Annotated in this window: 20 protein-coding genes; 13 read left to right on the top strand and 7 right to left on the bottom strand. The window is 67.2% G+C overall.

Translation table 11 applies throughout. The annotated features are described in order from the left end of the window. Positions 1-49: 49 nt before the first annotated feature. Positions 50-1,243 carry a diacylglycerol/lipid kinase family protein gene (locus I2487_RS07430; RefSeq protein WP_207171257.1) on the bottom strand — a complete coding sequence of 398 codons (1,194 nt, stop codon included), beginning with the start codon at positions 1,241-1,243 and terminating at the stop codon, positions 50-52. A 126-nt stretch (positions 1,244-1,369) separates the two neighbouring features. Here I2487_RS07430 and serS point away from each other — a divergent pair, with 126 nt between their 5' ends. The 3 genes from serS to I2487_RS07415 all read left to right on the top strand — a co-directional run bounded on the left by serS (position 1,370) and on the right by I2487_RS07415 (position 3,920). Next, positions 1,370-2,659: a serine--tRNA ligase gene (gene serS, locus I2487_RS07425; protein WP_207171258.1), complete on the top strand. Its 1,290-nt coding sequence runs from the start codon at positions 1,370-1,372 to the stop codon at positions 2,657-2,659. A gap of 115 nt (positions 2,660-2,774) precedes the next feature. Beyond that, on the top strand, positions 2,775-3,278 hold the full coding sequence (locus I2487_RS07420; RefSeq protein ID WP_207171259.1) for a Dps family protein: 504 nt from the start codon (positions 2,775-2,777) through the stop codon (positions 3,276-3,278). A 165-nt stretch (positions 3,279-3,443) separates the two neighbouring features. Next, on the top strand, positions 3,444-3,920 hold the full coding sequence (locus I2487_RS07415) for a ribose-5-phosphate isomerase (protein WP_207171260.1): 477 nt from the start codon (positions 3,444-3,446) through the stop codon (positions 3,918-3,920). On the opposite strand, the gene I2487_RS07410 is transcribed toward I2487_RS07415, so the two are convergent. Beyond that, on the bottom strand, positions 3,917-4,876 hold the full coding sequence (locus I2487_RS07410) for a sugar-binding transcriptional regulator (protein WP_207171261.1): 960 nt from the start codon (positions 4,874-4,876) through the stop codon (positions 3,917-3,919). The genes I2487_RS07415 and I2487_RS07410 overlap by 4 nt on opposite strands. 149 nt (positions 4,877-5,025) lie before the next feature. On the opposite strand from I2487_RS07410, the gene I2487_RS07405 reads away from it, so the two are divergent. The 10 genes from I2487_RS07405 to I2487_RS07360 all read left to right on the top strand — a co-directional run bounded on the left by I2487_RS07405 (position 5,026) and on the right by I2487_RS07360 (position 18,527). Further along, the gene (locus tag I2487_RS07405) at positions 5,026-6,747 is read left to right on the top strand and encodes a dihydroxyacetone kinase family protein (RefSeq protein WP_207171262.1); all 1,722 of its coding nucleotides are present in this window, start codon (positions 5,026-5,028) and stop codon (positions 6,745-6,747) included. A gap of 4 nt (positions 6,748-6,751) precedes the next feature. Continuing rightward, positions 6,752-7,561 carry a triose-phosphate isomerase gene (locus tag I2487_RS07400; protein ID WP_207171263.1) on the top strand — a complete coding sequence of 270 codons (810 nt, stop codon included), beginning with the start codon at positions 6,752-6,754 and terminating at the stop codon, positions 7,559-7,561. Between the two features lie 91 nt (positions 7,562-7,652). Then, positions 7,653-8,606 carry a sugar phosphate isomerase/epimerase family protein gene (locus tag I2487_RS07395; protein ID WP_207171264.1) on the top strand — a complete coding sequence of 318 codons (954 nt, stop codon included), beginning with the start codon at positions 7,653-7,655 and terminating at the stop codon, positions 8,604-8,606. A 91-nt stretch (positions 8,607-8,697) separates the two neighbouring features. Further along, on the top strand, positions 8,698-9,666 hold the full coding sequence (locus tag I2487_RS07390; protein ID WP_207171265.1) for a 3-hydroxyacyl-CoA dehydrogenase family protein: 969 nt from the start codon (positions 8,698-8,700) through the stop codon (positions 9,664-9,666). Further along, on the top strand, positions 9,663-11,066 hold the full coding sequence (locus tag I2487_RS07385; RefSeq protein ID WP_207171266.1) for a GntT/GntP/DsdX family permease: 1,404 nt from the start codon (positions 9,663-9,665) through the stop codon (positions 11,064-11,066). The genes I2487_RS07390 and I2487_RS07385 overlap by 4 nt, the downstream gene beginning before the upstream one ends. Positions 11,067-11,188: 122 nt before the next feature. Then, positions 11,189-12,484, top strand: coding sequence for an extracellular solute-binding protein (locus I2487_RS07380; RefSeq protein WP_207171267.1), 1,296 nt, complete (start codon positions 11,189-11,191; stop codon positions 12,482-12,484). Positions 12,485-12,819: 335 nt separating this feature from the next. Then, positions 12,820-14,103, top strand: coding sequence for an extracellular solute-binding protein (locus I2487_RS07375; RefSeq protein WP_207171268.1), 1,284 nt, complete (start codon positions 12,820-12,822; stop codon positions 14,101-14,103). A 150-nt stretch (positions 14,104-14,253) separates the two neighbouring features. Next, complete coding sequence (locus tag I2487_RS07370; protein WP_106122214.1) at positions 14,254-15,102, top strand: carbohydrate ABC transporter permease; 849 nt, start codon at positions 14,254-14,256, stop codon at positions 15,100-15,102. Further along, positions 15,099-16,040 carry a carbohydrate ABC transporter permease gene (locus I2487_RS07365; protein ID WP_255546019.1) on the top strand — a complete coding sequence of 314 codons (942 nt, stop codon included), beginning with the start codon at positions 15,099-15,101 and terminating at the stop codon, positions 16,038-16,040. The genes I2487_RS07370 and I2487_RS07365 overlap by 4 nt, the downstream gene beginning before the upstream one ends. 120 nt (positions 16,041-16,160) lie before the next feature. Beyond that, a complete protein-coding gene (locus I2487_RS07360) occupies positions 16,161-18,527 on the top strand; it encodes a glycoside hydrolase family 3 N-terminal domain-containing protein (RefSeq protein WP_345941358.1) in 2,367 nt (788 codons plus the stop codon). 88 nt (positions 18,528-18,615) lie between these two features. On the opposite strand, the gene I2487_RS07355 is transcribed toward I2487_RS07360, so the two are convergent. The 5 genes from I2487_RS07355 to I2487_RS07335 all read right to left on the bottom strand — a co-directional run bounded on the left by I2487_RS07355 (position 18,616) and on the right by I2487_RS07335 (position 24,456). Further along, positions 18,616-19,272: a hypothetical protein gene (locus tag I2487_RS07355; RefSeq protein WP_207171270.1), complete on the bottom strand. Its 657-nt coding sequence runs from the start codon at positions 19,270-19,272 to the stop codon at positions 18,616-18,618. Positions 19,273-19,359: 87 nt separating this feature from the next. Next, complete coding sequence (locus I2487_RS07350; protein WP_255546017.1) at positions 19,360-21,069, bottom strand: ABC transporter substrate-binding protein; 1,710 nt, start codon at positions 21,067-21,069, stop codon at positions 19,360-19,362. A gap of 93 nt (positions 21,070-21,162) precedes the next feature. Continuing rightward, positions 21,163-22,062: a carbohydrate ABC transporter permease gene (locus tag I2487_RS07345; RefSeq protein WP_518523709.1), complete on the bottom strand. Its 900-nt coding sequence runs from the start codon at positions 22,060-22,062 to the stop codon at positions 21,163-21,165. A 44-nt stretch (positions 22,063-22,106) separates the two neighbouring features. Beyond that, positions 22,107-23,150 (bottom strand): ABC transporter permease, encoded by a 1,044-nt coding sequence (locus tag I2487_RS07340; protein WP_207171271.1) that lies wholly within the window; start codon positions 23,148-23,150, stop codon positions 22,107-22,109. 268 nt (positions 23,151-23,418) lie between these two features. Next, positions 23,419-24,456, bottom strand: coding sequence for a LacI family DNA-binding transcriptional regulator (locus tag I2487_RS07335; protein ID WP_207171272.1), 1,038 nt, complete (start codon positions 24,454-24,456; stop codon positions 23,419-23,421). Positions 24,457-24,533 lie beyond the last annotated feature (77 nt).

Raw genomic sequence — 24,533 nt, 5'->3', positions numbered from 1 at the left:
CCTTCCGCTCAGCGGAGCTGAACGACCATCTGGTGCCCCGGGGAGCTGTTCAGGCTCCCTGGGGCGCCTTGGTGATCCGGCCCTTCGTGAGCTTCGGCTCATCGGCCTGATCCGGAGCCTCGTCTGACTCGGTGTCTTCGTCCGGGGCCTCCTCCTGGATGCCGCGGACGGAGACGCCGTTGACCACCAGGGCATGTGGGCGGACCCGCGCTGAGACGCTGATGACCTCACCCACGGCGTCACCGTCGATCTGGAACGGCATCGGCTCGTCCATCGTGACGGTGACGCGCTTGGCCTGCCGCACGGTCATCACTGGAATGTCCGCTGCGAAGCGGGTCACGGTCTTGGCCATGATCCTCGCCCAGTCCCACGCGTGGCGGGGGGTGAAGAGCACCGCATCCATGTGGCCGTCGTCGAACTTGGCCGAAGGCACCAGCAGCATGCCGGCCTGCAGGGAGCCGCAGTTGGCGAGCAGGACCGAACGCACCCGGTGAGGCTGCGCCTCGCCGTCGTCGACCGAGATGGTGATGCTGGAACGCGAACCCATGATGTGACGCAGCCCAGCCTCGCCGTAGGCCAGCCATCCGGCGCGCTGCTTCAGCGCATCGCGGGTGTCTCCCATGACCTCGGCATCCAGCCCGCCGCCGGCGATGACCAGCGAGTTCTCCTCCTCGGTGCTGCCGTCCGCCCGTTCCAGGCTCAGGTCAAGGGTGTCCACCCGGTGACTGCGGCCGTGGAGGGCTTCATCCACGCAGGCCCGCAGATCCTGGAAGGGCAGCCCGATATTGCGGGCGAAGAGGTTTCCGGTTCCGAGCGGCACGATGCCCAGCGTGGTCTCGGTGCCTGCCAGCTCGGCGGCCACGGCACGCACGGTGCCGTCGCCTCCGGCGGCGATGACGGTGACTGCGCCGGCCTTCAGGGCCCGCCGAGTCATCTCATGGCCGGGGTCCTCTGCGCTCGAGGCCATCACCAGCGGTGCCGGCATTCCGGCACGCGAGCAGGCCGAGTGGATCTGGCGCACCACGTCGTCGGCGGAGTCCTTGATGGTGTTCACGACCACCGCGACCAGGCGCCCCGCAGCATCGGACCCCTCGGAGGGCTTCACCTCGAGTTCCTGGGTGAGCTCTGCCGTGCGGCGGCGCAGCCGGTGATGGGTGACGCCCAGCCAGACCACGGCGACGAGCAGGATCGCGGCAAGGGCGAGCGTGGACCAGAGGAAGGCGCTGAGCGTGGCAGTAGTCATCAGCTGCAGTCTACTGCCGTGAGTTCCCGGGGGAGCTGGAGCTCAGTCCGGGGCTGCTGGGCTCCCGGCGGGCGGTGACGCAGCCCCGAGCATCCACCCGCCTCCGGTGGCGATAAGCTGGGGGACGTGATCGACATCAAGGACCTCATCGAGAATCCCGAGAAGTACCGGGCCAGCCAGCGCGCGCGTCAGGCGGACGACACCGCCGTGGATGCGCTGATCGCCGCGCAGCAGTCGCGCAGCGCCGCGATCACGCGCTTCGAGACCCTGCGCGCGGAGCAGAAGTCCTTCGGCAAGCGGGTCGCGCAGGCCTCCGGGGAGCAGAAGCAGCAGCTCCTCGCCGAGGTCAAGGAGCTCTCGAACCAGGTGAAGGCCGCCGAGGCGGAGTCCCAGGAGGCCGAGGAGCAGCTGCGCAGACTCCAGGGCGCCTTCCCGAACCTGATTCATCAGGGGGTCCCCGCCGGTGGAGAGGACGACTTCGTGGTGCTCCGCGAGGAGGGTGCCGCCCGCGACTTCACCGCAGAGGGCTTCACGCCCAAGGATCACCTGGAGCTCGCCGAGTCCTTTGCCGCATTGGACATGGAGCGCGGTGCGAAGGTCTCGGGCTCCCGGTTCTACTTCCTCAAGGGCATCGGCGCACGCCTTGAGCTGGCCATGATGCAGATGGGCATGGACCAGGCGGTCGAGGCCGGCTTCACCCCGATGATCACCCCCACCCTGGTCCGTCCGGAGACCATGGCCGGCACCGGGTTCGACGTGGAGCACGACGACGAGATCTACCGGCTCGAGCGCGATGACCTCTATCTGGTGGGCACCTCCGAGGTGGCCATCGCCGGATATCACTCCGATGAGATCCTCGACCTCGACAAGGGGTCGGAACGGATCGCCGGCTGGTCCACCTGTTACCGCCGCGAAGCCGGCTCCCACGGACGCGACACCCGCGGAATCCTGCGCGTGCATCAGTTCAACAAGCTGGAGATGTTCATCTTCTGCACCGCCGAGGAGTCCGCCGCGGAGCACGCCAAGCTCCTCGCCTGGGAAGAGCAGATGCTGCAGAAGATGGAGCTGCCCTACCGGGTGGTCGACATCGCCGCCGGAGACCTCGGCCTCTCGGCCGCGCGCAAATTCGACTGCGAGGCATGGGTGCCCTCACAGCAGACCTACCGCGAGCTGACGTCGACCTCCGACTGCACCACCTTCCAGGCCCGACGGCTCAACATCCGCGAACGCACGCTCAAGGAAGACGGATCCAAGGGGCCCACCAGGCCGCTGGCCACGCTGAATGGAACCCTGGCGACGACGCGCTGGCTGGTGGCCATCCTGGAGAACCACCAGCAGGCCGACGGCACGGTCCGGGTTCCCGAGGCGCTGCGCCGCTACCTCGGCGGCCTGGAGGTCATCGAGCCGGTGGCGTGAGCGAACTCAACTGAGGATAGGCTCATCTGCCTAGCCAGCGCTTTTCTGAATCATTAGTATCAAGAGGGTCGGCGCCGAACAGCGCCAATTGCCTCAACAGCACAAGGAGTGTCACATGACTCAGAAGTACTCCGACTACACCGCTCCAGGTCTCGCGCAGGAGAACGGCCACGAGATCGCCGGCCTGCTGCAGAGCCGCCTGTACGCCCTGAACGATCTTCACCTCGTGCTCAAGCACGTGCACTGGAACGTCGTGGGCCCGAACTTCATCTCGATCCACGAGATGCTCGACCCGCAGACCGAGGTCGTCCGTGGCTTCGCCGACGAGGTCGCAGAGCGCATCGCGACCCTCGGTGGCTCTCCCTCAGGCCTCAGCGGCGAGCTGGTCTCCAAGCGCCACTGGGAGGACTACCCGCTGTTCAAGGCCGACGGAGCCACTCACCTGGCCGAGCTCGAGAAGGTCTACGACGGCGTCATCGGCGATCACCGCGATGTGCTCAACAAGGTCGGCGAGCTCGACCCGATCACCGAAGACCTGCTCGTCGGGCAGGTCAGGGAGCTCGAGCTGTTCCAGTGGTTCATCCGCTCGCACCTGGACAAGGCAGGCACCGCCTCCTGATCGACTGATCCGGAGCCGCCTCGAAGGGCCCCTCGTCAACACCTCATCGGTGCCGACGGGGGGCTCTTCCGCGTTCGGAGCCCGAAGGGTGAACAGATGTATTTGACGTTTGTTCGGCGCCACGTAGCATGGAGTCAGAGCCCCGGCACCAGTGGAGGAGACACCATGAAGAGTCAGTTTCGTATCGTCATCGGCAGCGATGAGGCCGGTCACTCCTATAAGGAGGCGCTGAAGGCGGACCTCGAGGCCCATCCACGGGTCTCTGAAGTGGTCGATGTCGGCGTCGGCGACGCCTCCGACAAGACGGCCTACCCGAACATCGCCGTGGCCGCGGCAGAGCGGGTCGCCTCAGACCAGGCCGACCGCGCCGTGCTGATCTGCGGCACCGGACTCGGCGTGGCGATCTCCGCCAACAAGGTCAAGGGAGTGCGCGCCGTGACCGCCCACGACGCCTACTCGGTCGAGCGCGGCGTGCTCTCGAACAACGCACAGATCCTCTGCATGGGTGAACGTGTGATCGGCAAGGAGCTCGCCCGCAAGCTCGTGGACGAGTGGCTCAAGCATGACTTCGACCCCGCCAGCGCCTCGGCGGAGAAGGTCGGTGCGATCACCCGCTACGAGGACACCGGCAGCTGCAGCTAGAGCTGACGATCCACGGCGCGAGCCGTTGATTCATCGGTCACCAAGATGTTGAACCATCCGGCGCTGGCTGCGGCGATGATGCTCGGAGCCTTATGCGTGCCCACCGCTGCAGCGATCCGGGTCGGCACCGCGCGCAGCGTGGGACCCGGGACCCGGACCATGCGCTCGCTGCCCGGGAAGGTGACCTCATTGCCCTGCGGGTCGTAGAAGGCCAGGCAGACGTCGCCGATCGACCTCGCCAGGTTCGGGTGGTTCCTCGGCACCGACTGGGCGATGGAGTTTCGCGAGAGCGGTGCGGCTCCAATTCCTACCAGCGCCACCTTCGCCGAGTTCCAGTCGGCGACCACCTGGCGGTACCCAGGGTCGTCCTGCAGGGCCGAGAGCAGCGCCTCCGAGGGCATCGAAGGTGCGAAGAGGTAGTGCGGGTAGCCGCCTGAGGTGGCGGCGAAGGCGCGCACCACCTCATTGGTCTGGTGCCAGGGGTCCGGCTCGGCCTGCCCCCCGACGGTCGGCGCCACCACGACGCCGGAAAAGTTCCCCAGCCTCTGCTGGGCCAGCGCGTATGTGGTCTCTCCCGAGGCCAGCAACAGCACATCCCCGGCGCGCAGGTTCGTCTCGGCCAGGGCCTGGCGAGCCACCGGTCCCAGGCCCAGCCCCACGCGCTGGGACTGATCCCCCGGCGCCAGATGCACGCCGTCGAGGCCGAGCTTCAGCGCGAGCCGCTCACCCAGCTCATCCATGCCGGTCGAGGCGGGTCGATGCACCCGGATCTCCACGATCCCCTGGGCGCGCGCCTCGGCCAGCATGCGGCTCACCGAGGGGCGTGAGACCTTCAGCTGCTCGGCCACCTCAGCCTGCGTCGCGCCCTGCTCGTAGTAGAGCTGGGCGGCGCGGTACAGGCGCTCCAGCTCGGATGTGCCCGCGGCTGCCTCCTTCGTGACCTCAGTTGCCTCCATCGGGCCATCGTATCTGGGATGGCCCGCCGACTCTGCCGCAGAAGTGGTGCCGATCACGCCTCCTGCTCTAGTGTGGCCTCAGCACATATGTCAGAGAACATCTGTACTGCCGGTCTCGGGAGTGCAGATCCGGGACCCCGAGGACAGTCATGACCTACTTGCTCAACGACGCATCCGCATTCGCCCAGGAGGCCGTGCTCGGCTTCGCGGCGGCCAACCCCCAGTACGTGACGGCGGTCCACGGCGGTGTGGTCCGATCCACCGAGACCCCCGCCGGTCAGCCGGCACTGGTCATCGGCGGCGGCTCCGGACACTACCCGGCCTTCGCCGGCTGGGTGGGGCCCGGCATGGGACACGGAGCCCCCTGCGGCAACATCTTCTCCTCACCCTCGGCCTCCCAGGTCTACTCCGTGGCGCGCAACGCCGAGAACGGCGGCGGCGTGATCATGGGCTTCGGCAATTACGCCGGGGATGTCCTGCACTTCGGCGCCGCGGCGGAGAAGCTGCGCGCCGAGGGCGTGGACGTGCGGATCATCCGGGTCAGTGACGACATCGCCTCCAACACCCGGGAGAACCACCGAGACCGCCGAGGCATCGCCGGAGACCTGCCGGTGTTCAAGATCGCCGGGGCCGCCATCGAGGCCGGGGCTGGACTCGACGAGGCGGAGCGCATCGCCTGGAAGGCCAATGACGCGACCCGCTCCTTCGGAGTGGCCTTCGACGGCTGCACACTCCCGGGAGCCGAAGAGCCGCTGTTCCACGTGCCCGAAGCCTCCATGGGAGTGGGTCTGGGCATCCACGGCGAGCCCGGCATCCGCGACATCCCGATGGGAACCGCCCAAGAGGTCGCAGACCTGCTCTTCGAAGGCCTCATGGAAGAGGCGCCGGCGGACCGTTCCGGCCGCGTCGCCGTGCTGCTCAACGGACTCGGCCGGGTGAAGTACGAAGAGCTCTTCGTGGTCTACCACCGCGTGGCCGAGCGACTCTCCGAGGCCGGCCTCACCGCCGTCGCGCCCGAGGTCGGCGAGTTCGTCACCAGCCTGGACATGGCAGGACTCTCGCTGACCATGGTCTTCCTCGACGAGGAGCTCGAAGAGCACTGGACCGCCGCCGTGGACACCCCCGCCTACCGCCGCGGCGATCTGCGCAGCCTCGACGCCCACGCCGAGCGGGTGCCGCGCACCGAGTTCTACACCCCCGGCGAGGAGCGGGTGCCGGAGGCCTCCAGCGAGGCCCAGGCCGCCGCCGCCTCGGTCCAGGGGCTCCTGGAACGCTTCGCCGAGGTGTGCGCCACCCATGAGAACGAGCTTGGTCGTCTCGACGCCGTCGCCGGCGACGGCGACCACGGTCAGGGCATGGTGCTGGGCACCCGAGGAGCCGTGGAGGCAGGCCGCAGGGCCCTTGAGCGTGGAGCCGGCGCCCGCACGCTGCTGGTCCATGCCGGCACCGCCTGGGCCGAATCTGCCGGCGGCACCTCCGGCGCCCTGTGGGGCTCGGCGCTGACCGCCGCATCCCGGGCGCTCTCGGACACCTCCGCCCCCGAAGAGGCCGACGGGGTGACGGCGCTGCACAATGCCGTGGAGGCGGTGCAGCGGCTCGGCGGCGCCCAGCCCGGGGACAAGACCATGATCGACGCCGCCGCCCCCTTCGCGCGGGCGCTGCAGGACCGATTCCAGGCCGGGGAAGGCTTCTCCGCCGCCCTGGAGTCCGCCGCGGCAGTGGCCACCGAGGCCGCGGCCTCGACCGCCGAGCTCAAGGCCCGGCTCGGGCGCTCCCGCGTGCTGGGGGAGAAGTCCCTGGGAACCCCAGACCCGGGTGCCACCTCCTTCGCGCTGCTGATGACCGCGCTCGCCGAGCATCTGGGTCGGTGAGTCGATGACGCGCTGGATCGGCACGAGCTGGAAGATGAACAAGACGCTGCGCGAGGCGCGCGCCTTTGCCGCCGGCCTGAGCTCGGCCCTCCAGGAGCACCCCGAGCTGCTGCACGGGGTGCAGCCCTTCATCATCCCCCCGCACACCGCGCTCGCGGCGGTGGCCGAGGAGCTGGCGAAGCCGAGCGGGGCTGATGTGCCTGGGCGGGGCAGCGCCGTGCGGCTCGGGGCGCAGAACGCCCACTGGGAGGACGACGGCGCCTGGACCGGGGAGATCTCTGTGCCTCAGGTCGCCGACGCCGGGGCCGAGCTGGTCGAGATCGGCCACTCCGAACGCCGCGAGCACTTCGGCGAGACCATCGAGACCACCCGGCTGAAGGTCGCGAGCACGCTGCGCCACGGCCTGGTGCCGCTGCTGTGCATCGGTGAACCTGCCCAGGTCCAGGAGCGCGGCGAGACCGCCGCGTACATCCTGGACCAGGCACGTGGAGCGCTGCGCGGTCTCCCCGCGGACCAGCTGAGCCGGGTGCTCATCGCCTACGAGCCCATCTGGGCCATCGGCGCCCAGGGCCGCCCGGCCACCCCCGCGGAGCTGCGCGAACCCTTCGAGGTGCTCAGCCGCGAGTACGCCGGCCAGGTCCAGGCGCTGCTCTACGGCGGATCCGTCTCACCCGAGAACGCGCTCGAGATGCTCCTGATCCCTGGAGTCCAGGGGCTCTTCGTCGGTCGCGCAGCCTGGACCCTGCAGGGCTATCTCCAGATTCTCAGAATCGCCGCAGCCACCGGGAAACCCGAGGTCAGCGGGCTCCAGTAGCCCCTCATGCACGCCTGTACCAAGGTGTGACGCTTGACACAGATCGCCAACTGTCCCAGGATGAACCCGCACGCACGTTTGAAGGGAACAAATGTTCACAGCAGCCTCATGGCCCATCGCCGGCAATATGCTCGCCTTCGGAGGCAAGACCTCCGAGGGTGTTCCGGTCTGGCAGGCATCGACGACCTACTGGTCCGACTGCCTGCGTCAGATGCGCGAACTCGGGTTCGATCACATCGACCCCACCGATGCATGGTTGCCCCTGCAGAAGCTCTCCCCGGCCCGCCTTCAGGAGTTCAAGAAGGTCCTCGCCGACGAGGGACTGAAGATCTCGTCCATCTCGATGACCCGAAACTCGGTGGTCGACCGCGAGCACGGCGAGGCGAACCTCGCCGATGCCCATCGGCTCATCGACATCGCCCCCGAGTTCGGCGCCACCATCGTCAACACCGGATTCATGCAGAAGCTGACCCCCGCCCAGGAGCAGGCGCTGTGGTTCTGGCTCGCCGAGGGGCACCACGACGACCCCGCCCTGCGGCCCCTGGCCGTGGAACGGGTCCGTGAACTGGGCGACCACGCGCAGGCCAACGGCATCGAGCTGAGCCTGGAGATGTATGAGGACACGTTCCTCGGGACCGCCGACGAGGCGGTCGCCTTCCACGCGGAGGTGAACCACCCCGCCGTCGGGCTCAACCCCGATCTCGGCAACTTCATCCGGCTGCACCGCCCGATGCCCGCCTACGAAGAGATGTTCGAGAAGGTCCTGCCGCACGCCAACTTCTGGCATATCAAGAACTACACCCGGGACGAAGACCCGGCGGCCGGCGGCTACTCCTCCGCGCCGATGCCGCTGAAGTACGGGCTGATCAACTACCGCAAGATCATCCGTCGAGCCCTTGAGCTCGGCTACACCGGCCCGTTCTGCTGTGAGCACTACGGCTCCGACTCCATCGGGGTCTGCGCCGAGAACAGCGGCTACATCCGGCAGGTCCTGACCTCGTACCAGGACAGTCCGCTGCGCAGCACCGCCGCCGAGAGCCACTGAGCTCCGCGGCCTCGCGCCCGCACACCAGCTGATCCACCACCGCACCACGGTGGTGCCCGAATCTCCCCCTCACGAAAGAGACTTCAGACCCATGGCTAGAACCATCAACACTGTCACCGTCGTCGGCGCCGGCTACATGGGCGGCGGCATCGCACAGTCGCTCGCGCTGGCAGACCTGCAGGTCGAGATCGTCGACGTCGACGTCGAGGCCGCCCGCAAGGGCCTGGCCCGGCTGCTCGTCGAGGCCCAGGAGTTCGAGGACCAGGGACTCTATGCCGCTGGTTCCACGGACCGGATCAAGGCCAACCTCACCGCCGGGCGCACCCTGGAGGAGGCAGTGGCCGAGGCCGACTTCATCGAAGAGGCCGTGTTCGAATCCCCTGAGGTCAAGCGGGAGGTGCTGGGCAAGATCTCCGCCCACGCCCGTCCGGACGCGATCATCGGCACCAACACCTCCACCATCCCGGTGCACGTGCTGGTCTCCGCGGTGAAGCATCCCGAACGGTTCCTCACCGTGCACTTCTCCAACCCCGCCCCCTTCATCCCCGGCGTCGAGCTGGTCTCCGGCGAGGCCACCACCCCCGACGTGGTGGACGCGGTGAAGGAGCTGCTGGCCCGCGCCGGCCGCGAGGGCGCCGAGGTGGCGGACACCCCCGGCATGGTGCTCAACCGACTGCAGTACGCGCTGCTCAAGGAGGCCGCCTCCGTGGTGGAGGAGGGCATCGCCACCGCCGAGGACGTGGACACCGTGGTGCGCACGACCTTCGGCTTCCGGCTGGGCTTCTTCGGCCCCTTCGCGATCGCGGACCAGGCCGGTCTGGACGTCTACGGGCTCGGATTCAACACGCTCTCTGAGGCCTACGGCGAGCGTCTCGCCGCGCCGGAGCTGCTCAAGGACAACGTCGACGCCGGACGCCACGGTCTGAAGAACGGCAAGGGGTGGACCGGAGACTTCGACGACGAGACCAAGGCGGAGCTCATCGCCTACCGCAACAAGGCCTACGCCCGCATGGGGGAGCTGGTGCGCGAGCTCGGCCCCGCACCTAAGGGCAAGAAGTGAACGAAGAACTGACGCTCGCCTTCGAGCTGCCCACGGCGGCCCTGCTGACCCTTGCGCTGGGCTCCATCCTCCTTCTCCTGGTGCTGATCGTGAAGGTCAAGCTCCATGCCTTCTTCTCCCTGATCATCGTCTCGCTGGTCACCGCGCTGGCGGCCGGCATCGCCGTAGGGGACGTGCTCTCCGTGGTCGTCGGCGGCTTCTCCACCACGGTGGGCAATGTGGCGCTGCTGATCGGCTTCGGCGCCGTGCTCGGACGCCTCGTCGAGGTCTCCGGCGGCGCCCAGGTCCTGGCGGACAAGATGCTGAAGACCTTCGGGGAGAAGCGGGCGCCGCTGGCGCTGGCCGTGGCCTCGCTGTTCTACGCGTTCCCGATCTTCCTCGACGCCGGCTTCATCGTGATGCTGCCGGTGATCTACACCGTGGCGCGCCGGCTCGGGGGCAGCTTCATGCTCTACGTGCTGCCCTCCATCGGTGCCTTCCTGATGATGCATGCACTGACCCCGCCGCACCCCGGTCCGACGGCGGCCGCCACGGTCATGGGCGCGGACATCGGACTGGTGCTGATCGTCGCGCTGATGGTCGGACTCCCCACCTGGTACCTGGCCGGCTACCGGCTCGGGCTTGTGATGGCGAAGGGGTACCCGAACTTCCCGGTGCCGAACCTCTTCGGCGAATCCCGGGTCACCGAGGAGCACGAACGCCCGGCCTTCGGCACCGTGATCCTGGTGCTGCTGCTGCCGCTGGCGCTGATCTTCTACAACGCGCTCTCCAACACGCTGGCCGCCGATGGTCGGATCAGCGAGGACAGCTTCGGCTACGCGCTCTCCCAGCTGATCGGCCCCACCCCGGTCGCGCTGCTGATCTCCACCCTGATCGCGATGTACCTGCTCTTCATCAGGCCGCGCAAGGGCACGGGCAAGCTCGGCGACGCACTCTCTGATCTGATCGACAACGCCCTCGCCCCGGTCTGCTCGATCATTCTGATCACCGGCGCCGGCGGCGCCTTCGGCGCGGTGCTCACCGCCACCGGAATCGGCGGCTCCATCGCCGAAGGACTCGACGCGATGGGACTGCCGGTCATCCTGGCCGGTTTCCTGGTCGCCGTGGTCATCCGCGTGGCGCAGGGCTCGGCCACCGTGGCCGCCACCACCGCCGGCGGCATCATGGCCCCCGGCGTCATGGAGCTGGGGCTCGACGGCTTCGCCCTGGCATCCCTGGTGGTCGCCATCGTGGCGGGTTCGATCACCTTCTCGCACTTCAACGACTCCGGCTTCTGGCTGGTGGGTCGCTTCTGCGGCTTCGACACGATCACCACACTGAAGACCTGGTCCGTCATGGCCACCGCCATCGGGTTCATGGCCTTCTTCCTCAGCTGGGGGGTCTACGCCATCGCCGCCTGAGGACGCGCTGCCGAGGCTGACCCGCTGAGGCGCATACATCGCAGGACGCGCGTCGAAGCACGCGCGCTTCATCACTCGACCGAATGATCACTCGCACTTTGATGAGACAGGGAATGATTTCTATGTGGGGAAGAAAAGCACAGCTGAGCACCGCAGTCCTGGCGGCAGGATCCCTGCTCGGGCTCTCCGCCTGCGGCGGCGGAGGCGACTCTGAGTCAGAGCCCGACGCCTGGGTGCTCAACGGTGGCGTCTGGACCGTCGTGGAAGAGGACTTCGAGGCCTGGAACGAGGAGAACCCCGAACAGGCCTTCACCGTGGAGAGCTTCGCCAACGACATCTATAAGGAGCGCATCCGCACAGCGGTGGGTTCCGGTGAAGCGCCCACGTTGATCGTCGGCTGGACCGGCGGCGGACTGCTGGAATACGTCGAGGGCGATTACGTCGCGGACATCACAGAGGACACCGAGGAGCTGCGCGAAGGACTCATCGATTCGGTGGTCGCCAACGGCGAGGTCGACGGCACCACGTATGCGGTGCCGATGAACAACGTGCAGCCGGTGATGATGTATTACAACCAGGAGCTCTTCGACGAGGCCGGCATCGAGGTGCCCGCCGACTGGGACGAGCTGCTCGAGGCGGTCGAGGTCTTCCAGGAACAGGGCGTGCACCCCTTCTCCCTCGCAGGCGGCTCGCTCTGGCCCATGCTGATGTGGGCCTCCTATCTGACCGACCGCATCGGCGGGCCTGAGGCCTTCGAGGCCGTGGTGGCAGGGGAGCCCGACGCCTGGTCCCACCCGGCGATCATCGAAGCCATGGAGCGCTGCCAGGAGCTGGTTGACGCCGGAGCCTTCGATCCCGGCTTCGCCTCCGTGGTGGCGGACAACAACGAGGATGCACACCTGGTGGCCGACGGCCTCTCGGCCATGGTCCTCCAGGGGTCGTGGGTCTACTCGCGGCTGCTGGAGGAGAGCCCGGAGTTCATGGAGTCAGGCAATCTCGGGGTGACCACCTTCCCGTCGATCCCCGATGGCGAGGGGGATCCCAACAGCATCGTGGGCAATCCGGCGAACTTCTGGTCGGTCTCGGCCAACGCCAGCGAGGAGGAGCAGCAGGCCGGGGTCGACTACCTCTCCGACTGGCTCTTCAACGACGACTATGTCGACGGGATGCTCGAGACCGGCAACATCCCGCCGCTGACCGGTCTCGAGGACAAGATCGCCGAGACCGAGGACCCCGAGTTCCTGAGCTTCGCCTACGACATGGTCCAGGAGGCCCCGAACTTCCAGCTCTCCTGGGACCAGGCGGTGGATCCGAGCCAGGAGCGCGCGCTGCTGGAGAACCTCGGCCAGATCTTCGAGGGAAGCATCACGCCCGAGGAGTTCGCGGAGAACATGAACGCCACGCAGCCCACCGACTGAGGTGTGGATCGATTCACTCTCCAGGGGCCTGACCAGGCGCGCAGCCAGTGCGCTCGGTCAGGCCTCTGGGCCGTGTATCGCCATGTTGCAGGACTGTGACGGTGGTCATGTGCTGTGTCTTGACACACACCCGGCGGCTATTTAGTCTTACGGCAAGACGAAATACAGATCACAGTCTGCGCCAGGTTCCTTTTTCTGGTCCCGGGCAGGATCTGGTTCGGACTTCGGCGCTGTACTGCTGAGCATCCCCCACCCGGCCGATCCGGACACCTGGGGTGCCTCGGCCAGGTACCGGTACAGAGCTGGGGCTCGCCTTGATGAGAAAGGACGCGACGATGCGTAGAACAACTCGAATTGCAGCAGCAGGCCTCGGAGTCACCTCCCTGATGGCCCTCTCGGCCTGCGGCGGCGGCGACAACGGCGGCGACGCCAATGCTGACGCATGGATCCTCACCGGAGGCGGCTGGCCCGCCATCCAGGAGGACTTCGACCGCTGGAACGAAGCCAACGAAGACGCCCAGATCGACACCGAAGCCATCGAGAACGACTCCTATAAGGGTCAGATCCGCACCGCCGTCGGCTCCGGCGAGGCGCCCACGCTGATCATGTCCTGGACCGGCGGCGCGCTGCTGGAATACGCCGAGGAAGAGCGCATCGTCGACCTCAGCGAACACACCGGCGAGCTGGAGTCCCGGGTCTTCGACTCGGTCTGGCAGAACGGCCAGGTCGAGGACAGCACCTACGCGGTGCCGCTGAACGACGTGCAGCCAGTGGTCATGTACTACAACCAGTCGGTCTTCGATGAGGCCGGCGTCGAGATCCCCGAGACCTGGGAAGACGTCGAAGCAGCGATCGAGACGTTCAACGAGAACGATGTCGCGCCCTTCTCACTGGCCGGCGGCTCCGTCTGGCCCGCACTGATGTGGCTGCAGTACCTCACCGATCGCCACGGCGGCGAAGAGGTCTTCGCAGCCGTGGTCGAAGGGGAAGAGGGCGCGTGGGACAACGAGTCCATCCTCTTCGCGCTGGAGACCATGCAGGACCTGGGTGAGAACGGCGGCTACATCGACACCTACAACTCGGTGACCGCGGACCAGAACGAGGATGCCCAGCTGCTGGCAGACGGCCAGGCCGCCATGCTGCTGCAGGGCTCCTGGGTCTACTCCACGATCAACCAGGACTTCCCGGAGTTCGCCGAGTCCGGTGACTTCGGCTTCACCTCCTTCCCGACCCTCGAGGACGGTGCCGGTGATCCCTCGAACATCGTGGGCAACCCCGCCAACTTCTGGTCGGTCTCTGCTGACGCCTCGGAGGAGGAGCAGCAGATCGCCTTCGACTACATCAGCGAGAACCTCTATAACGAGGAGACCGTGACGTCGATGCTGGAGGCCGGCTCGCTGCCGCCGCTGTCTGACATCGAGGACCAGATCGCCGAGACCGAGGACTCCGACTTCCTGCAGTTCTCCAGCGACCTGGTGGGCGAAGCCAACCACTTCCAGCTCTCCTGGGATCAGGCAGTCGCCCCTGAGGTGGCCCAGCCGCTGACGGACAACCTGTCGCAGATCCTCCGCGGGGACATGACCCCCGAGCAGTTCGTCGAAGCGATGAACTCCCTCTGATACACCCCTGAAATCGGTTCGGGGCGGCTGATGCAGTCGCCCCGGACCGATTGCCTTGCACCGACAACCAGGATCTGAATCGAGCCCATGACTGAAACCGCTGCTCGAAGCAGGACGACCGGATTGGGCCATAAGGGACCTTCATTCCTCATGGCTCTGCCTGCCGTCCTGTTCTTCGGAATATTCGCACTGATACCGCTCATCGGGGTGGTCGTGATCTCCTTCATGGAGTGGAACGTTCTGGGCTCTCCCACCTGGGTGGGTCTGAGCAACTGGCAGGCGGTGCTCTTCGACCGGCCCTTCACCTGGACCGCACTGGGCCTGACGATCACCTTCGTCATCGGCTCCTACCTCTTCCAGGCCCCTGTGGCCCTGCTGCTCGGCGTCTTCATGGCCGGACAGCAGCGCTACCGCGCCCTGCTCGCGGTCCTCTACTTCCTCCCGCTGCTGTTCTCCTCGGTGGCCGTGGGCCTGACGTTCCAGTCGCTGTTCTCCCCGAACTACGGACTCTCCGCGGCGCTGCCCTTCGAATGGCTGCCCAATGACTGGCTGTCGAACTCCGACCTGGTCATGTGGGTGATGATCTTCGTGGTCGGCTGGTGCTTCGTGCCCTTCCACGGGCTGCTCTACCAGGCAGGTGTGCGCCAGATCCCGCAGTCCATGTATGAGGCCGCCACCATCGACGGCGCCGGCCGGGTCCGCCAGTTCTTCTCGATCACGATCCCGCAGCTGCGCTACACGATCATCACCTCCTCGACGCTGATGCTCGTGGGCTCGCTGACCTACTTCGACCTGATCTTCGTGCTCACCGGCGGCCAGCCCGCCGACGCGGTGCGGATCCTGCCGCTGGACATGTACGTGACCGGCTTCAGCTCATACAACCTCGGCTACGCCTCGGTCATCGCGGTGATCCTGGTAGCCATCGGACTGACCCTCTCCTTGGCCCTGAACATCATCTCCGGTTCATCCAAGATGGAGAGCGACAAGGCAGGCGCATGATGACTCACACCGCAAGCACCCAATCCGCGACCCCCGATGCTGGCAAGGCCCTCGACCCTGAGGTGCCCGGCTTCGAGCACCGCGAGGTGAAGCAGAACAAGGTCCGCCGCACGGGCGCCCCGGGAGAGAAGCCGAACATCCTCGGCGGCCTCGGCGGCTGGCTCTGGCTGGCCATCATCATTCTGCCGATCTACTACATCGTCATCACCTCGTTCCGGACCAGCGAGGACCTGCGCTCCTCGAACCAGCTGCTGCCCACCACGAATCCGACGCTGGCACCGTTCATCAAGGTGATCCAGAACGACTTCTTCCACTACTTCACGAACTCGCTGATCGTGACGCTCTCGACGGTCGCCGTCGTGCTCGCCGTCTCGGTGATGGCCGCCTACTACATCGCCCGGTCCACCACCCTGGGTGGTCGACGGCTGTTCCAGGTGATCCTGCTGGGCATCGCGATCCCGGTGCAGGCCACGATCATCCCGGTGTACTACCTGATCCAGCAGCTGGGTCTCTATGACACCCTCTGGGCGCTGATCCTGCCGCAGATCGCCTTCGCGATCCCGTTGAGCGTGCTGATCATCGTGAACTTCGTCCGCGACATCCCGATGGAGCTCTTCGAGTCGATGAAGGTCGACGGCGCCGGGGAGTGGAAGATCCTCACCTCGCTGGTGCTGCCGATGGCCAAGCCGGCCCTGATGACCGTGGGCATCTACCAGGCGCTGCAGGTCTGGAACGGCTTCCTGTTCCCGCTGGTGCTCACCCAGAGCAGCGACGTCCGGGTGCTGCCGCTCTCGCTCTGGGAGTACAGCGGCCAGTTCGGCATCGACGTGCCGGCCACCCTGGCCGCCGTCGTGCTCTCCGCGCTGCCGCTGCTCGTGGTCTACATGCTCGCCCGCCGCCACATCGTGGCCGGACTGACCGCAGGCTTCGGCAAGTGACCCTCGGCGCCACCCCTTGATCCCCTCAGCGAAGCTGCCGGTCCTCCATGACCGGCAGCTTCGCTGTTCCCGAACCGACCGCGACAGCTGCGCTGCGGCGCACACCCTAGGAGTTCCCCTGTGAGCAACCAGAACCCAGAACGGACCACCGGCCCCTGGAACGACACCTCGCTCTCCGCCTCGGCGCGTGCGGAGGCGCTGCTGGCCGAGATGACGCTGGAGGAGAAGGTCTCCCAGCTCGGCTCGCACTGGGAGATGCGCGAGGACCCCGACACCCAGGGCGAGGTGGCCCCGATGGAGGACGCGATGTCCTCGGGCAAGCTGCCCTTCGAGTCCGAGATCCTCGACGGCGAAGGGCACCTGACCCGCACCTATGGCACCGTGGCGCTCTCGGTGCCCGAAGGGGCCGCAGATCTGCGCCAGCGACAGGCCGCCGTGGTCGCCGCCAACCGCTTCGGCATCCCCGCGATCGCTCATGAGGAGTGCCTCACCGGCTACACCGCTTACCAGGCCACGGTCTATCCGACCTCGCTGGCCTGGGGTGCGACCTTCGATCCGGAGCTGATCGAGGAGATGGCCGCTGCGATCGGCGCCGACATGGCCGCCACCGGAGTCCAGCAGGGACTCTCTCCGGTGCTCGACGTGGTCCGCGATGCCCGCTGGGGCCGGGTGGAGGAGACCATCGGCGAGGACCCGTATGTGATCGGCACGCTGGCCACCGCCTACGTCAAGGGCCTGCAGGGAAGCGGAATCATCGCCACGCTGAAGCATTTCGCCGGCTACGCCGCCTCCCGCGCCGCCCGGAACCACGCCCCGGTGCACATGGGCAGGCGTGAACTCATCGACATGATCTTCTACCCCTTCGAGCTCGCCGTGCGCGAGGGCAAGGTCGGCTCGGTGATGAACTCCTACGCCGACATCGACGGCGAAGCCCCCGCCGCCTCACACTGGCTGCTCACCGAGGTGCTGCGCGAGCAGTGGGGCTTCGAGGGCACCGTGGTCGCGGACTACTGGTCGGTGGCGTTCCTGGAGAAGATGCACCACGTGGCGGCCGACCAGGCCGAGGCCGCCCGGCTCGCGATCTCTGCCGGGCTCGACGTCGAGCTGCCGCACACCGGCGGCTACCGCACGCTGGCCCAGCAGGTCCGCGACGGGCTGCTGGAGGAATCCGTGCTGGACGCCTCGGTGCGTCGGGTGCTGCGGCAGAAGGCCGAGCTCGGGCTGCTCGACCGCCGCGAGGGCGACGCCGACTGGGAGCCCCGCATCGACGAATCGGTGGACCTGGACTCCGCGAGCAACCGGGCCCTGGCCCGCAAGGTGGCCGCGAAGTCCCTGGTGCTGCTGAAGAACGACGGCGTCCTGCCGGCCCCTGCCGAGTCGCTGGCGGGCAAGCGGATCGCCGTGGTCGGACCCTCCGCCGATGAGCCGCGCACCATGATGGGCTGCTACTCCTTCCCCAACCACGTGCTGGCCAAATACCCCGCAGGGACCTTCCCGCACAAGGGGATCGGCGTGCCGATGCCCTCGGTGCTGGAATCCCTGCGCGAGACCTACTCCGAGGCCGAGGTCACCTATAGCTACGGTGCACCCATCGTGAGCTATGACGACTCCGAGATCGCCGCGGCCGCCGAAGCCGCCGCCGCGGCAGACCTGGCCGTGGTGACCGTCGGTGACCTGGCCGGCATGTTCGGCGCCGGCACCTCCGGGGAAGGCTGCGACGTCGAGGACCTCAAGCTCCCCGGCGCCCAGCACGAGCTGGTCGAGGCCGTCCTGGCCACCGGGACCCCGGTGGTGCTCGTGGTCATCTCCGGCCGGCCCTATGCGCTGGGCGGCCTGGCACAGCGCTGCGCCGCGATCGTGCAGGGCTTCTTCCCCGGAGAGGAAGGCGGCCCCGCCATCGTGGACCTGCTCAGCGGCGCCATCGAGCCCACCGGCCGGCTGCCCATCGGCGTGCCCGTGCACCCGGGCGGACAGCCCTCGGGCTATATCGCGGCGCCGCTCGGGCTCAACAGCCAGGGCGTGTCCAACCTCGACCCCACCCCGCTCTACCCCTTCGGCCACGGCCTGAGCTACACCACCGTGGAGTACTCGGACCTCAGCGTCTCCCAGGCTCAGGTCCCGGTGGACGGCACCGTGGAGGTCTCGGTGACGCTGAGAAACACCGGTGCGCGACCCACCGAGGAGGTCGCCCAGCTCTACTTCGGTGACCGGGTGGCCTCGGTGGCCCGTCCGGTGCGCCAGCTGCTCGGCTACTCCAAGGTGGAGCTGGCTCCGGGGCAGAGCCGCACCGTGACCTTCGAGGTCCACGCGGACCGGTTCTCCTTCACCGGGGTGCACTACCGCCGAATCGTGGAGCCCGGCGCGATCGACCTCTACGCCGGTCCCTCCGTGGGGGAGCTGCCGCTGCAGGCCGAGGTGACCCTGGTCGGCGAGGTCCGAGAGATCAGCGGCCAGCGCGTGCTGACCACCCCGGCCCGCGTGAGCTGAGCCCCGGCTGCGCCGCCGCCCAGCGGCGCAGCCGGCCTGCTCGGCCTGCTCGGCCTGTTCAGCGTGCCGGCCCGCCCGGCCTGCTTGTTCAGCTCGGCGTGACCACCAGGTCCGACTGGATCTGGTGCAGCATCGGGGTCACCGTGCGGGCGAGCAGCAGCAGCAGGAACGAGGCCAGGAACACCGGCAGCCAGTCGGAGACCACCACGATCAGTCCACCCGTGAGCACGATCATCGAGATGATCCCCAGTGCCGCCAGCGGGGCGGAGGCGGCACCGTAGAGCGCGACCTTGAACAGGTCCCGGCTGCGGAAGGAGAAGTTCGCGATCACCACCAGGGCGGTGACCGCGGCGATCACCCCGGCGACGCCGAGGACGATCCCAGCGACGATGAAGCCGATCCCCACCTGGGCATAGGCGGCGTTGAAGGCGGCCAGGCCGAGCAGCGCCACCGCCGGCACCCAGATCATCAGCGACTGGCCCAGGCCGTCGACCCAGCCCTTCCAGAACCGCAGCCAGGGCACCACGTCGTGATCGGTGCGCCAGGCGTAGACCCCTGCGGTGATGGCCGGCCCGAAGAGCAGCGCGCACACCGCGTAGAGCGGGATGTTGCTGGCGTCGGGCTCGAGCAGGAAGATCCCGATCAGCGCCGGGGCGGTGGCCAGGACGAATCCGAGCTCGATGATCAGCAGCCGGTACACGAAGTTCGTGACCCGGCTGAGCGGGCCGTTGCGATCGATGTCCATAGAGCTCCAAGATAGTGCGCCCCGGCCCGTGGGGGGGGCCGGGGCGCAGCGGTGGGTCGTCAGACGCGGTCCTGCAGCACCACAGGCTCAGTCCTCGAGGATGTCACTGTCGATGTTCTCCTGGGCTCGCTGGTAGGCCTCATTGTGCAGGTCCACGAACTCGGCCATGCCGGAGGACTCCAGCTCCGCGACGAAGGCGTCCCAGTCCTCGATGTCGCGCTGTCCCAGGATGAACTGGGCGGTGGCGGTGCGAACCTGGTCGGTCAGCTGGGTCTGGCTGATCGAGGCGCGCTCGCGCTCGAGCTCGTCCAGTGGACGGGCAGGTGCGGGCGGCACGAGCTCCTTGTCGTCCATGGACTCACGGAACTCGATGACCTCGTCGCGCAGCATGGACTGCACCAGCTCTGTGGAGGAGCCGTGGGCGAGCAGGAAGACGCCGTTGTGGTAGCCGTAGTCGACGTTGAGCTCTTCCTCGGCCTCGGGGTTCAACCCATGCATGTTCACGTTCTCGGCCAGCGTGCGTGTGCCGTCGTCATCGACGGTATAGGTCTCATCCTCCACGCCCCACTTGGCGAACTCCATGCCCTCATCGGAGTAGTAGAGCCAGTCGAGGAACTGCATCAGCGCGACGAAGTCGTCTTCCTCTGCGGTGGAGGCGGAGAGTGCGATGCCTGATTCGAAGCGGCTCCCCGCCACCTTGTCTCCGGCCGGCCCGGCGGGCACCCTGATCTGTCGCACCTCCATGTCCTCGTCGCCGACCTCCTCGACCGAGGTGCGGTACTCCAGCACGGTCTGATCATTGGCGCCGATGACTGCGGACTGGCCCGAGGCGAACTTCTGGACCGCCTGGTCGTCGTCCTGGGTCAGTGACTCGGAGTCCATCAGTCCCTCGTCGACCAGTTCCGCGAAGTACCCGATCAGGTCACGGTATTCGTCCATGGCTCCGGCGTAGACGAACTCATCGGCCTCGGCGTCGTAGTGCATGCCATCGCCGTAGCCCCAGCCGGCGCTGGTGCCGAAGTTCGGAGCCGCTGTGGTCAGGGTCGCTTCCAGCGGGCCGTTCTCCGACCAGCGGTCGGAGAATGGAATCATGTCGGGGTAGGCAGCCTGGACCTCGCGCAGCTGATCAGCGAACTCCTCGAAGCTCTCCGGCTCACCGAGGTCGAGCTCGTCCCAGATGTCTCCGCGCACCGCGAAGGAGTACTGGGCCTGGGGCGCCTCATGGAGCCCGGGGAGCACATAGAACTTGCCGTCCTCCTGGTACAGCGAGGCGAGATCCTCCTCGAGCCCCCATTCCTCGACCTTCTCCAGGAAGTTCGGCATCAGGTCCACGTAGTCGCTCACCGGCAGCAGCGCGCCGCCGGCGATGAACTGGGTCTCGTCCCCGGGGTAGGTGATCGGGATGAAGTCCGGGGCGTCGCCGGCGCCGATGACCAGGGCGCGGCGTTCCGCCCAGTCCGAGAGCGGGGCGTTGCTGGTCTCCAGCGTCACCCCGTGCTCCTCCTCCAGCTGGGTGAAGAAATCCCACCCACTCTCGATCGGGTAGTTCGGGTGGTCGCGGTAGAGCAGCGAGAACTCCACCGGCTCGGTGGCGACGAAGGTGTCGCCGGCGGCGAAGTCTTCCATCGCCCCGGCTCCGGAGGCTTCCATATCGAGCTCGGCGGCACCGTCCTCGGCGTCGCCGCCGCCGCAGGAGGCCAGCAGCAGCGCCGAGGCGGCGAAGATCGAGGTGACCGGCCAGGCGTGCCGCATACGTCGACGTCGTCCCTCAGGTGTGCGGGTGACTGGAGTGTTCATGTGCGAGTGTTCCTTTCGTGCCTGACCGGATCGATCATTGATCCGGTGCGAGGTCTGGGGCCGCCTGGACTGCGCGGCGGGTTCGAGGAGGGATTAGGCCTTGACGGAGCCGAGCATGATGCCGCGGACGAAGTACTTCTGCAGGAAGGGGTAGAGACAGATGATCGGAAGCGTGGTCAGCAGCATCGTGACCGACTGGACGTTGGAGGCGATCTGCGTGCCTTCGCCGGCGGCCCCGCCCATCTGTTCGGTGCCGGTGGCGCCGGCGAGCAGGTTGCGCAGGTAGACCGTCACCGGGTAGAGCTCACGACGGTCCAGGTAGAGGAAGGCCTGGAACCAGGCGTTCCAGAAGCTCACCGCGTAGAACAGGATCATCGTCGCCATGACGGCCTTCGAGAGCGGGATCACGATCCGCCACAGGATGCCGTAGGTGGTCAGACCATCGATCTCGGCCGCCTCCTCGAGCTCTTGGGAGAAGTTCTCGAAGAACGCCTTCATCACCAGCAGGTTGAACACGCTGATCGCGTTGGGCAGCACGATCGCCCAGATCGTGTTCGTGAACCCCATCGCGTTGATCAGCACGTAGTTCGGGATCAGGCCGCCGTTGAAGAACATCGTGAACACTGCGAGCCCGATGAAGAAGCTGCGGCCCTTCAGGTGCCGCTTGCTCAGCGCATAGGCGAAACAGGTGGTCAGCACCATGGCGATCGCGGTGGCCACCACCGTGTAGACCACGGTGTTGGCGTAGTTGCGCCAGAACATCGAATCGCTCATCACCACCTCGAAGGTGGTGACGTTGAAGCCGCGTGGGATCAGATTGACCTGTCCGGCGTTGATGTAGCCCTCCGAGGAGAAGGACTGGGCGACGATGTTCAGGAAGGGATACAGCGTCACCGCACAGATCACGATGATGGCGATGCCGTTGAAGGCTCGGAACGCGGTATAGGACCTCGAGTCCTTGATCTTGATGGTCTGGGTCGGTCGGGACCCGATGCGTGGATCCTTCTCGATCTTGGTGCCGGGTTCGGCGGGGATTGTCACCACAGCGAGTTACCTCCGAGCTTGCGGGCGATGCCGTTGGCGGACAGGATCAGGACCAGGCCGATGAGCGCCTCGAAGAGACCGATGGCGGCGGCGTAGGAGAAGTTCGACGAGGTGATGCCCACCCGGTAGACGTAGGTGGCGATGATGTCGGCTGTCTCGTAGATCAGCGGGTTGTAGAGCAGCAGCACCTTCTCGAAGCCCACGGCCATGAAGGTGCCGACGTTGAGGATCAGCAGCACGATCATCGTCGGGGTGATGCCCGGGATGGTCACATGCCACATCTGCTTCCAGCGGTTCGCGCCGTCGATCCGGGCCGCCTCGTAGAGCTGGGGGTCGATCGTGGTCAGCGCCGCCAGGTAGAGGATGGTTCCCCAGCCCACGGTCTGCCAGACCTCGGAGGTGACGTAGATCGTGCGGAACCACTCAGGCAGCTGCATGAACGGCATGGACTCCCCGCCCAGGGAGCTGATCAGCTGGTTGATCGTGCCGTTCACGCTGGTCAGCTGCAGGACCATGCCGGCGACGATCACGATGGACATGAAGTGCGGCAGGTAGGAGATGGACTGGGCGATCCGTTTGAACTTGTTGCTGCGCAGCTCGTTGAACATCAGTGCGAGCACGATCGGCAGCGGGAAGCAGATCGCCAGGGTCAGCACGCCCAGGATGATCGTGTTCCAGAACACCCGCCAGAAGGTGGGGTCCTGGATGAACATCTCGATGTAGTGCATCCCGACCCACTCGTCACCGAAGATCGAGGATCCGGGACGGAAGCGGCGGAACGCGATGACGTTGCCGGCCATGGGCAGGTAGCGGAAGATCAGCAGGAACAGCAGCGGCAGGATCAGCAGCGTATAGAGCCGCCAGTCGGTCTTGAACGCATGCTTCCAGGTGTTGGTGTTGTTGGTCCCGGCATAGCCCTTCCGGTCCGCGCGGCGCTTCTTCTTCGGCGTGGAATGCGGGTCCTTGAACTCCGGCACGACGCCGGCTTCGCGCAGCGCCGGCTGACTGCTCCCCTCGGTGACACCGATGGCGCTCATGCAGCTCCCCTCAGAGTGACTCAGCTACCCTGCGGCGAGGCGATCAACCGTGATCCAGGTCACAAGGTAAGCGTTTTCCTAGAACTTAGTTGCATCACACACCTTAAGTCAAGAAAATGCGTGGCTCAGGTCACATCGGGTCACTGAAATCGCCATCGGCGGCGGGTCCAGGACCGGTGAAGGCGCGCGGAGCAGGGCAGGGCCGTGCGGGATACGACTGAGCGGGGTGCGGCGGAGCAGGGCGGGGCAGGGTCTCCGTGGAGCCTGCTCAGCGCTGCGGGGTGCTTGCGCGCAGCACCACGTGGGTCTGGACCGCCAGGTGCACCGGTTCCGTGCCGGATCCCAGCGCCATCCGCACCGCGCTGCGCCCCACCTCATGCAGCGGGATCTCCACCGAGGTCATCGCCGGGGTCACGTCCTGGGTCAGCCCGACGTTGTCGAAGCCGGCCAGCGAGATGTCGGTTCCCACGCTGAGCCCATGGTCCCGGATGGCGGTGGCGGCGCCGAAGGCCATCATGTCTGAGGTGACGAAGACGGTGTCCAGCGGAGCGCCGAGGTCTTCGCGCCGCGCCAGGAGCTCCTGCATGCCCACATAGCCGCCGTCGCGGGTGAACTCCGCCTCCACGATCGCATCATCGGCCAGGGTGTGGCCGCGCTCGGCCAGGCCCGTGCGGAAGCCGTTGATCCGGTCGGCGTTGGTGTGCAGGGTGACCCGGCCGGAGACCACCCCGAAGTTCGCACCGCCGCGATCGAGCAGCGCGTGCGCGAGCTTCCGGGCGCCGTCGTGGTTCTGGATGTCCACCAGATCGAAGGGTGAGGGTCCCTGGGAGATCACGACGACGCGCCCGCCGGTCTCGGCGTAGGCGCGCAGCGCGGCGGTGACCTCCTGTGAATGGGCGTTCTCCTCGTCCCGGGAGCCCGCGACGATGATGGCCCGGGGGTGCTGGCTGCGGAAGGTGCGCAGCATCTGCAGCTCCCGAGCGCCGCTGCGCTCCGAGGCAGCCATGGTCACCATCAGCGCCGCCTCGCTGGCCCTGGCCATGATGCCCGAGGCGATGGCGCTGAAGTAGGGGTCGGCGATATCGCTGAGCAGCACCGCCACGGTGGGGGAGGCGCCCTTGGCGACCGTCTGGGCGGAGAGGTTCGGCAGATAGCCCAGCTCCTCGGCGGTGCGCTTGACCCGCGCGGCGATGTCCTCGCTCACGCGTCGAGAGCTGCCGTTGATCGCCCGCGAGGCGGTGGCCGTGGAGACTCCGGCGGCTCGCGCCACGTCGGTCAGGGTCACCTGGCGCTGCTGGGCTGCCATGCAGCTCCTTCCTGGCTCAGCGCGTCGGCTGAGCAGCCTGCGCCGGGCAGTGCCGTGCTGCGATGCGGCTCCGACCT

This window comes from Nesterenkonia sp. E16_10 (assembly GCF_017347085.1).
Lineage (GTDB): Bacteria > Actinomycetota > Actinomycetes > Actinomycetales > Micrococcaceae > Nesterenkonia.
This window is presented reverse-complemented; position numbering and strand designations above follow the sequence as displayed.

Coding starts and splice junctions, on each gene's coding strand:
- I2487_RS07430 (WP_207171257.1), bottom strand. CDS start 1,243: ATGACTACTGCCACGCTCAGCGCCTTCCTCTGGTCCACGCTCGCCCTT.
- I2487_RS07420 (WP_207171259.1), top strand. CDS start 2,775: ATGACTCAGAAGTACTCCGACTACACCGCTCCAGGTCTCGCGCAGGAG.
- I2487_RS07415 (WP_207171260.1), top strand. CDS start 3,444: ATGAAGAGTCAGTTTCGTATCGTCATCGGCAGCGATGAGGCCGGTCAC.
- I2487_RS07410 (WP_207171261.1), bottom strand. CDS start 4,876: ATGGAGGCAACTGAGGTCACGAAGGAGGCAGCCGCGGGCACATCCGAG.
- I2487_RS07405 (WP_207171262.1), top strand. CDS start 5,026: ATGACCTACTTGCTCAACGACGCATCCGCATTCGCCCAGGAGGCCGTG.
- I2487_RS07400 (WP_207171263.1), top strand. CDS start 6,752: ATGACGCGCTGGATCGGCACGAGCTGGAAGATGAACAAGACGCTGCGC.
- I2487_RS07395 (WP_207171264.1), top strand. CDS start 7,653: ATGTTCACAGCAGCCTCATGGCCCATCGCCGGCAATATGCTCGCCTTC.
- I2487_RS07390 (WP_207171265.1), top strand. CDS start 8,698: ATGGCTAGAACCATCAACACTGTCACCGTCGTCGGCGCCGGCTACATG.
- I2487_RS07380 (WP_207171267.1), top strand. CDS start 11,189: ATGTGGGGAAGAAAAGCACAGCTGAGCACCGCAGTCCTGGCGGCAGGA.
- I2487_RS07375 (WP_207171268.1), top strand. CDS start 12,820: ATGCGTAGAACAACTCGAATTGCAGCAGCAGGCCTCGGAGTCACCTCC.
- I2487_RS07370 (WP_106122214.1), top strand. CDS start 14,254: ATGGCTCTGCCTGCCGTCCTGTTCTTCGGAATATTCGCACTGATACCG.
- I2487_RS07365 (WP_255546019.1), top strand. CDS start 15,099: ATGATGACTCACACCGCAAGCACCCAATCCGCGACCCCCGATGCTGGC.
- I2487_RS07355 (WP_207171270.1), bottom strand. CDS start 19,272: ATGGACATCGATCGCAACGGCCCGCTCAGCCGGGTCACGAACTTCGTG.
- I2487_RS07350 (WP_255546017.1), bottom strand. CDS start 21,069: ATGAACACTCCAGTCACCCGCACACCTGAGGGACGACGTCGACGTATG.
- I2487_RS07340 (WP_207171271.1), bottom strand. CDS start 23,150: ATGAGCGCCATCGGTGTCACCGAGGGGAGCAGTCAGCCGGCGCTGCGC.
- I2487_RS07335 (WP_207171272.1), bottom strand. CDS start 24,456: ATGGCAGCCCAGCAGCGCCAGGTGACCCTGACCGACGTGGCGCGAGCC.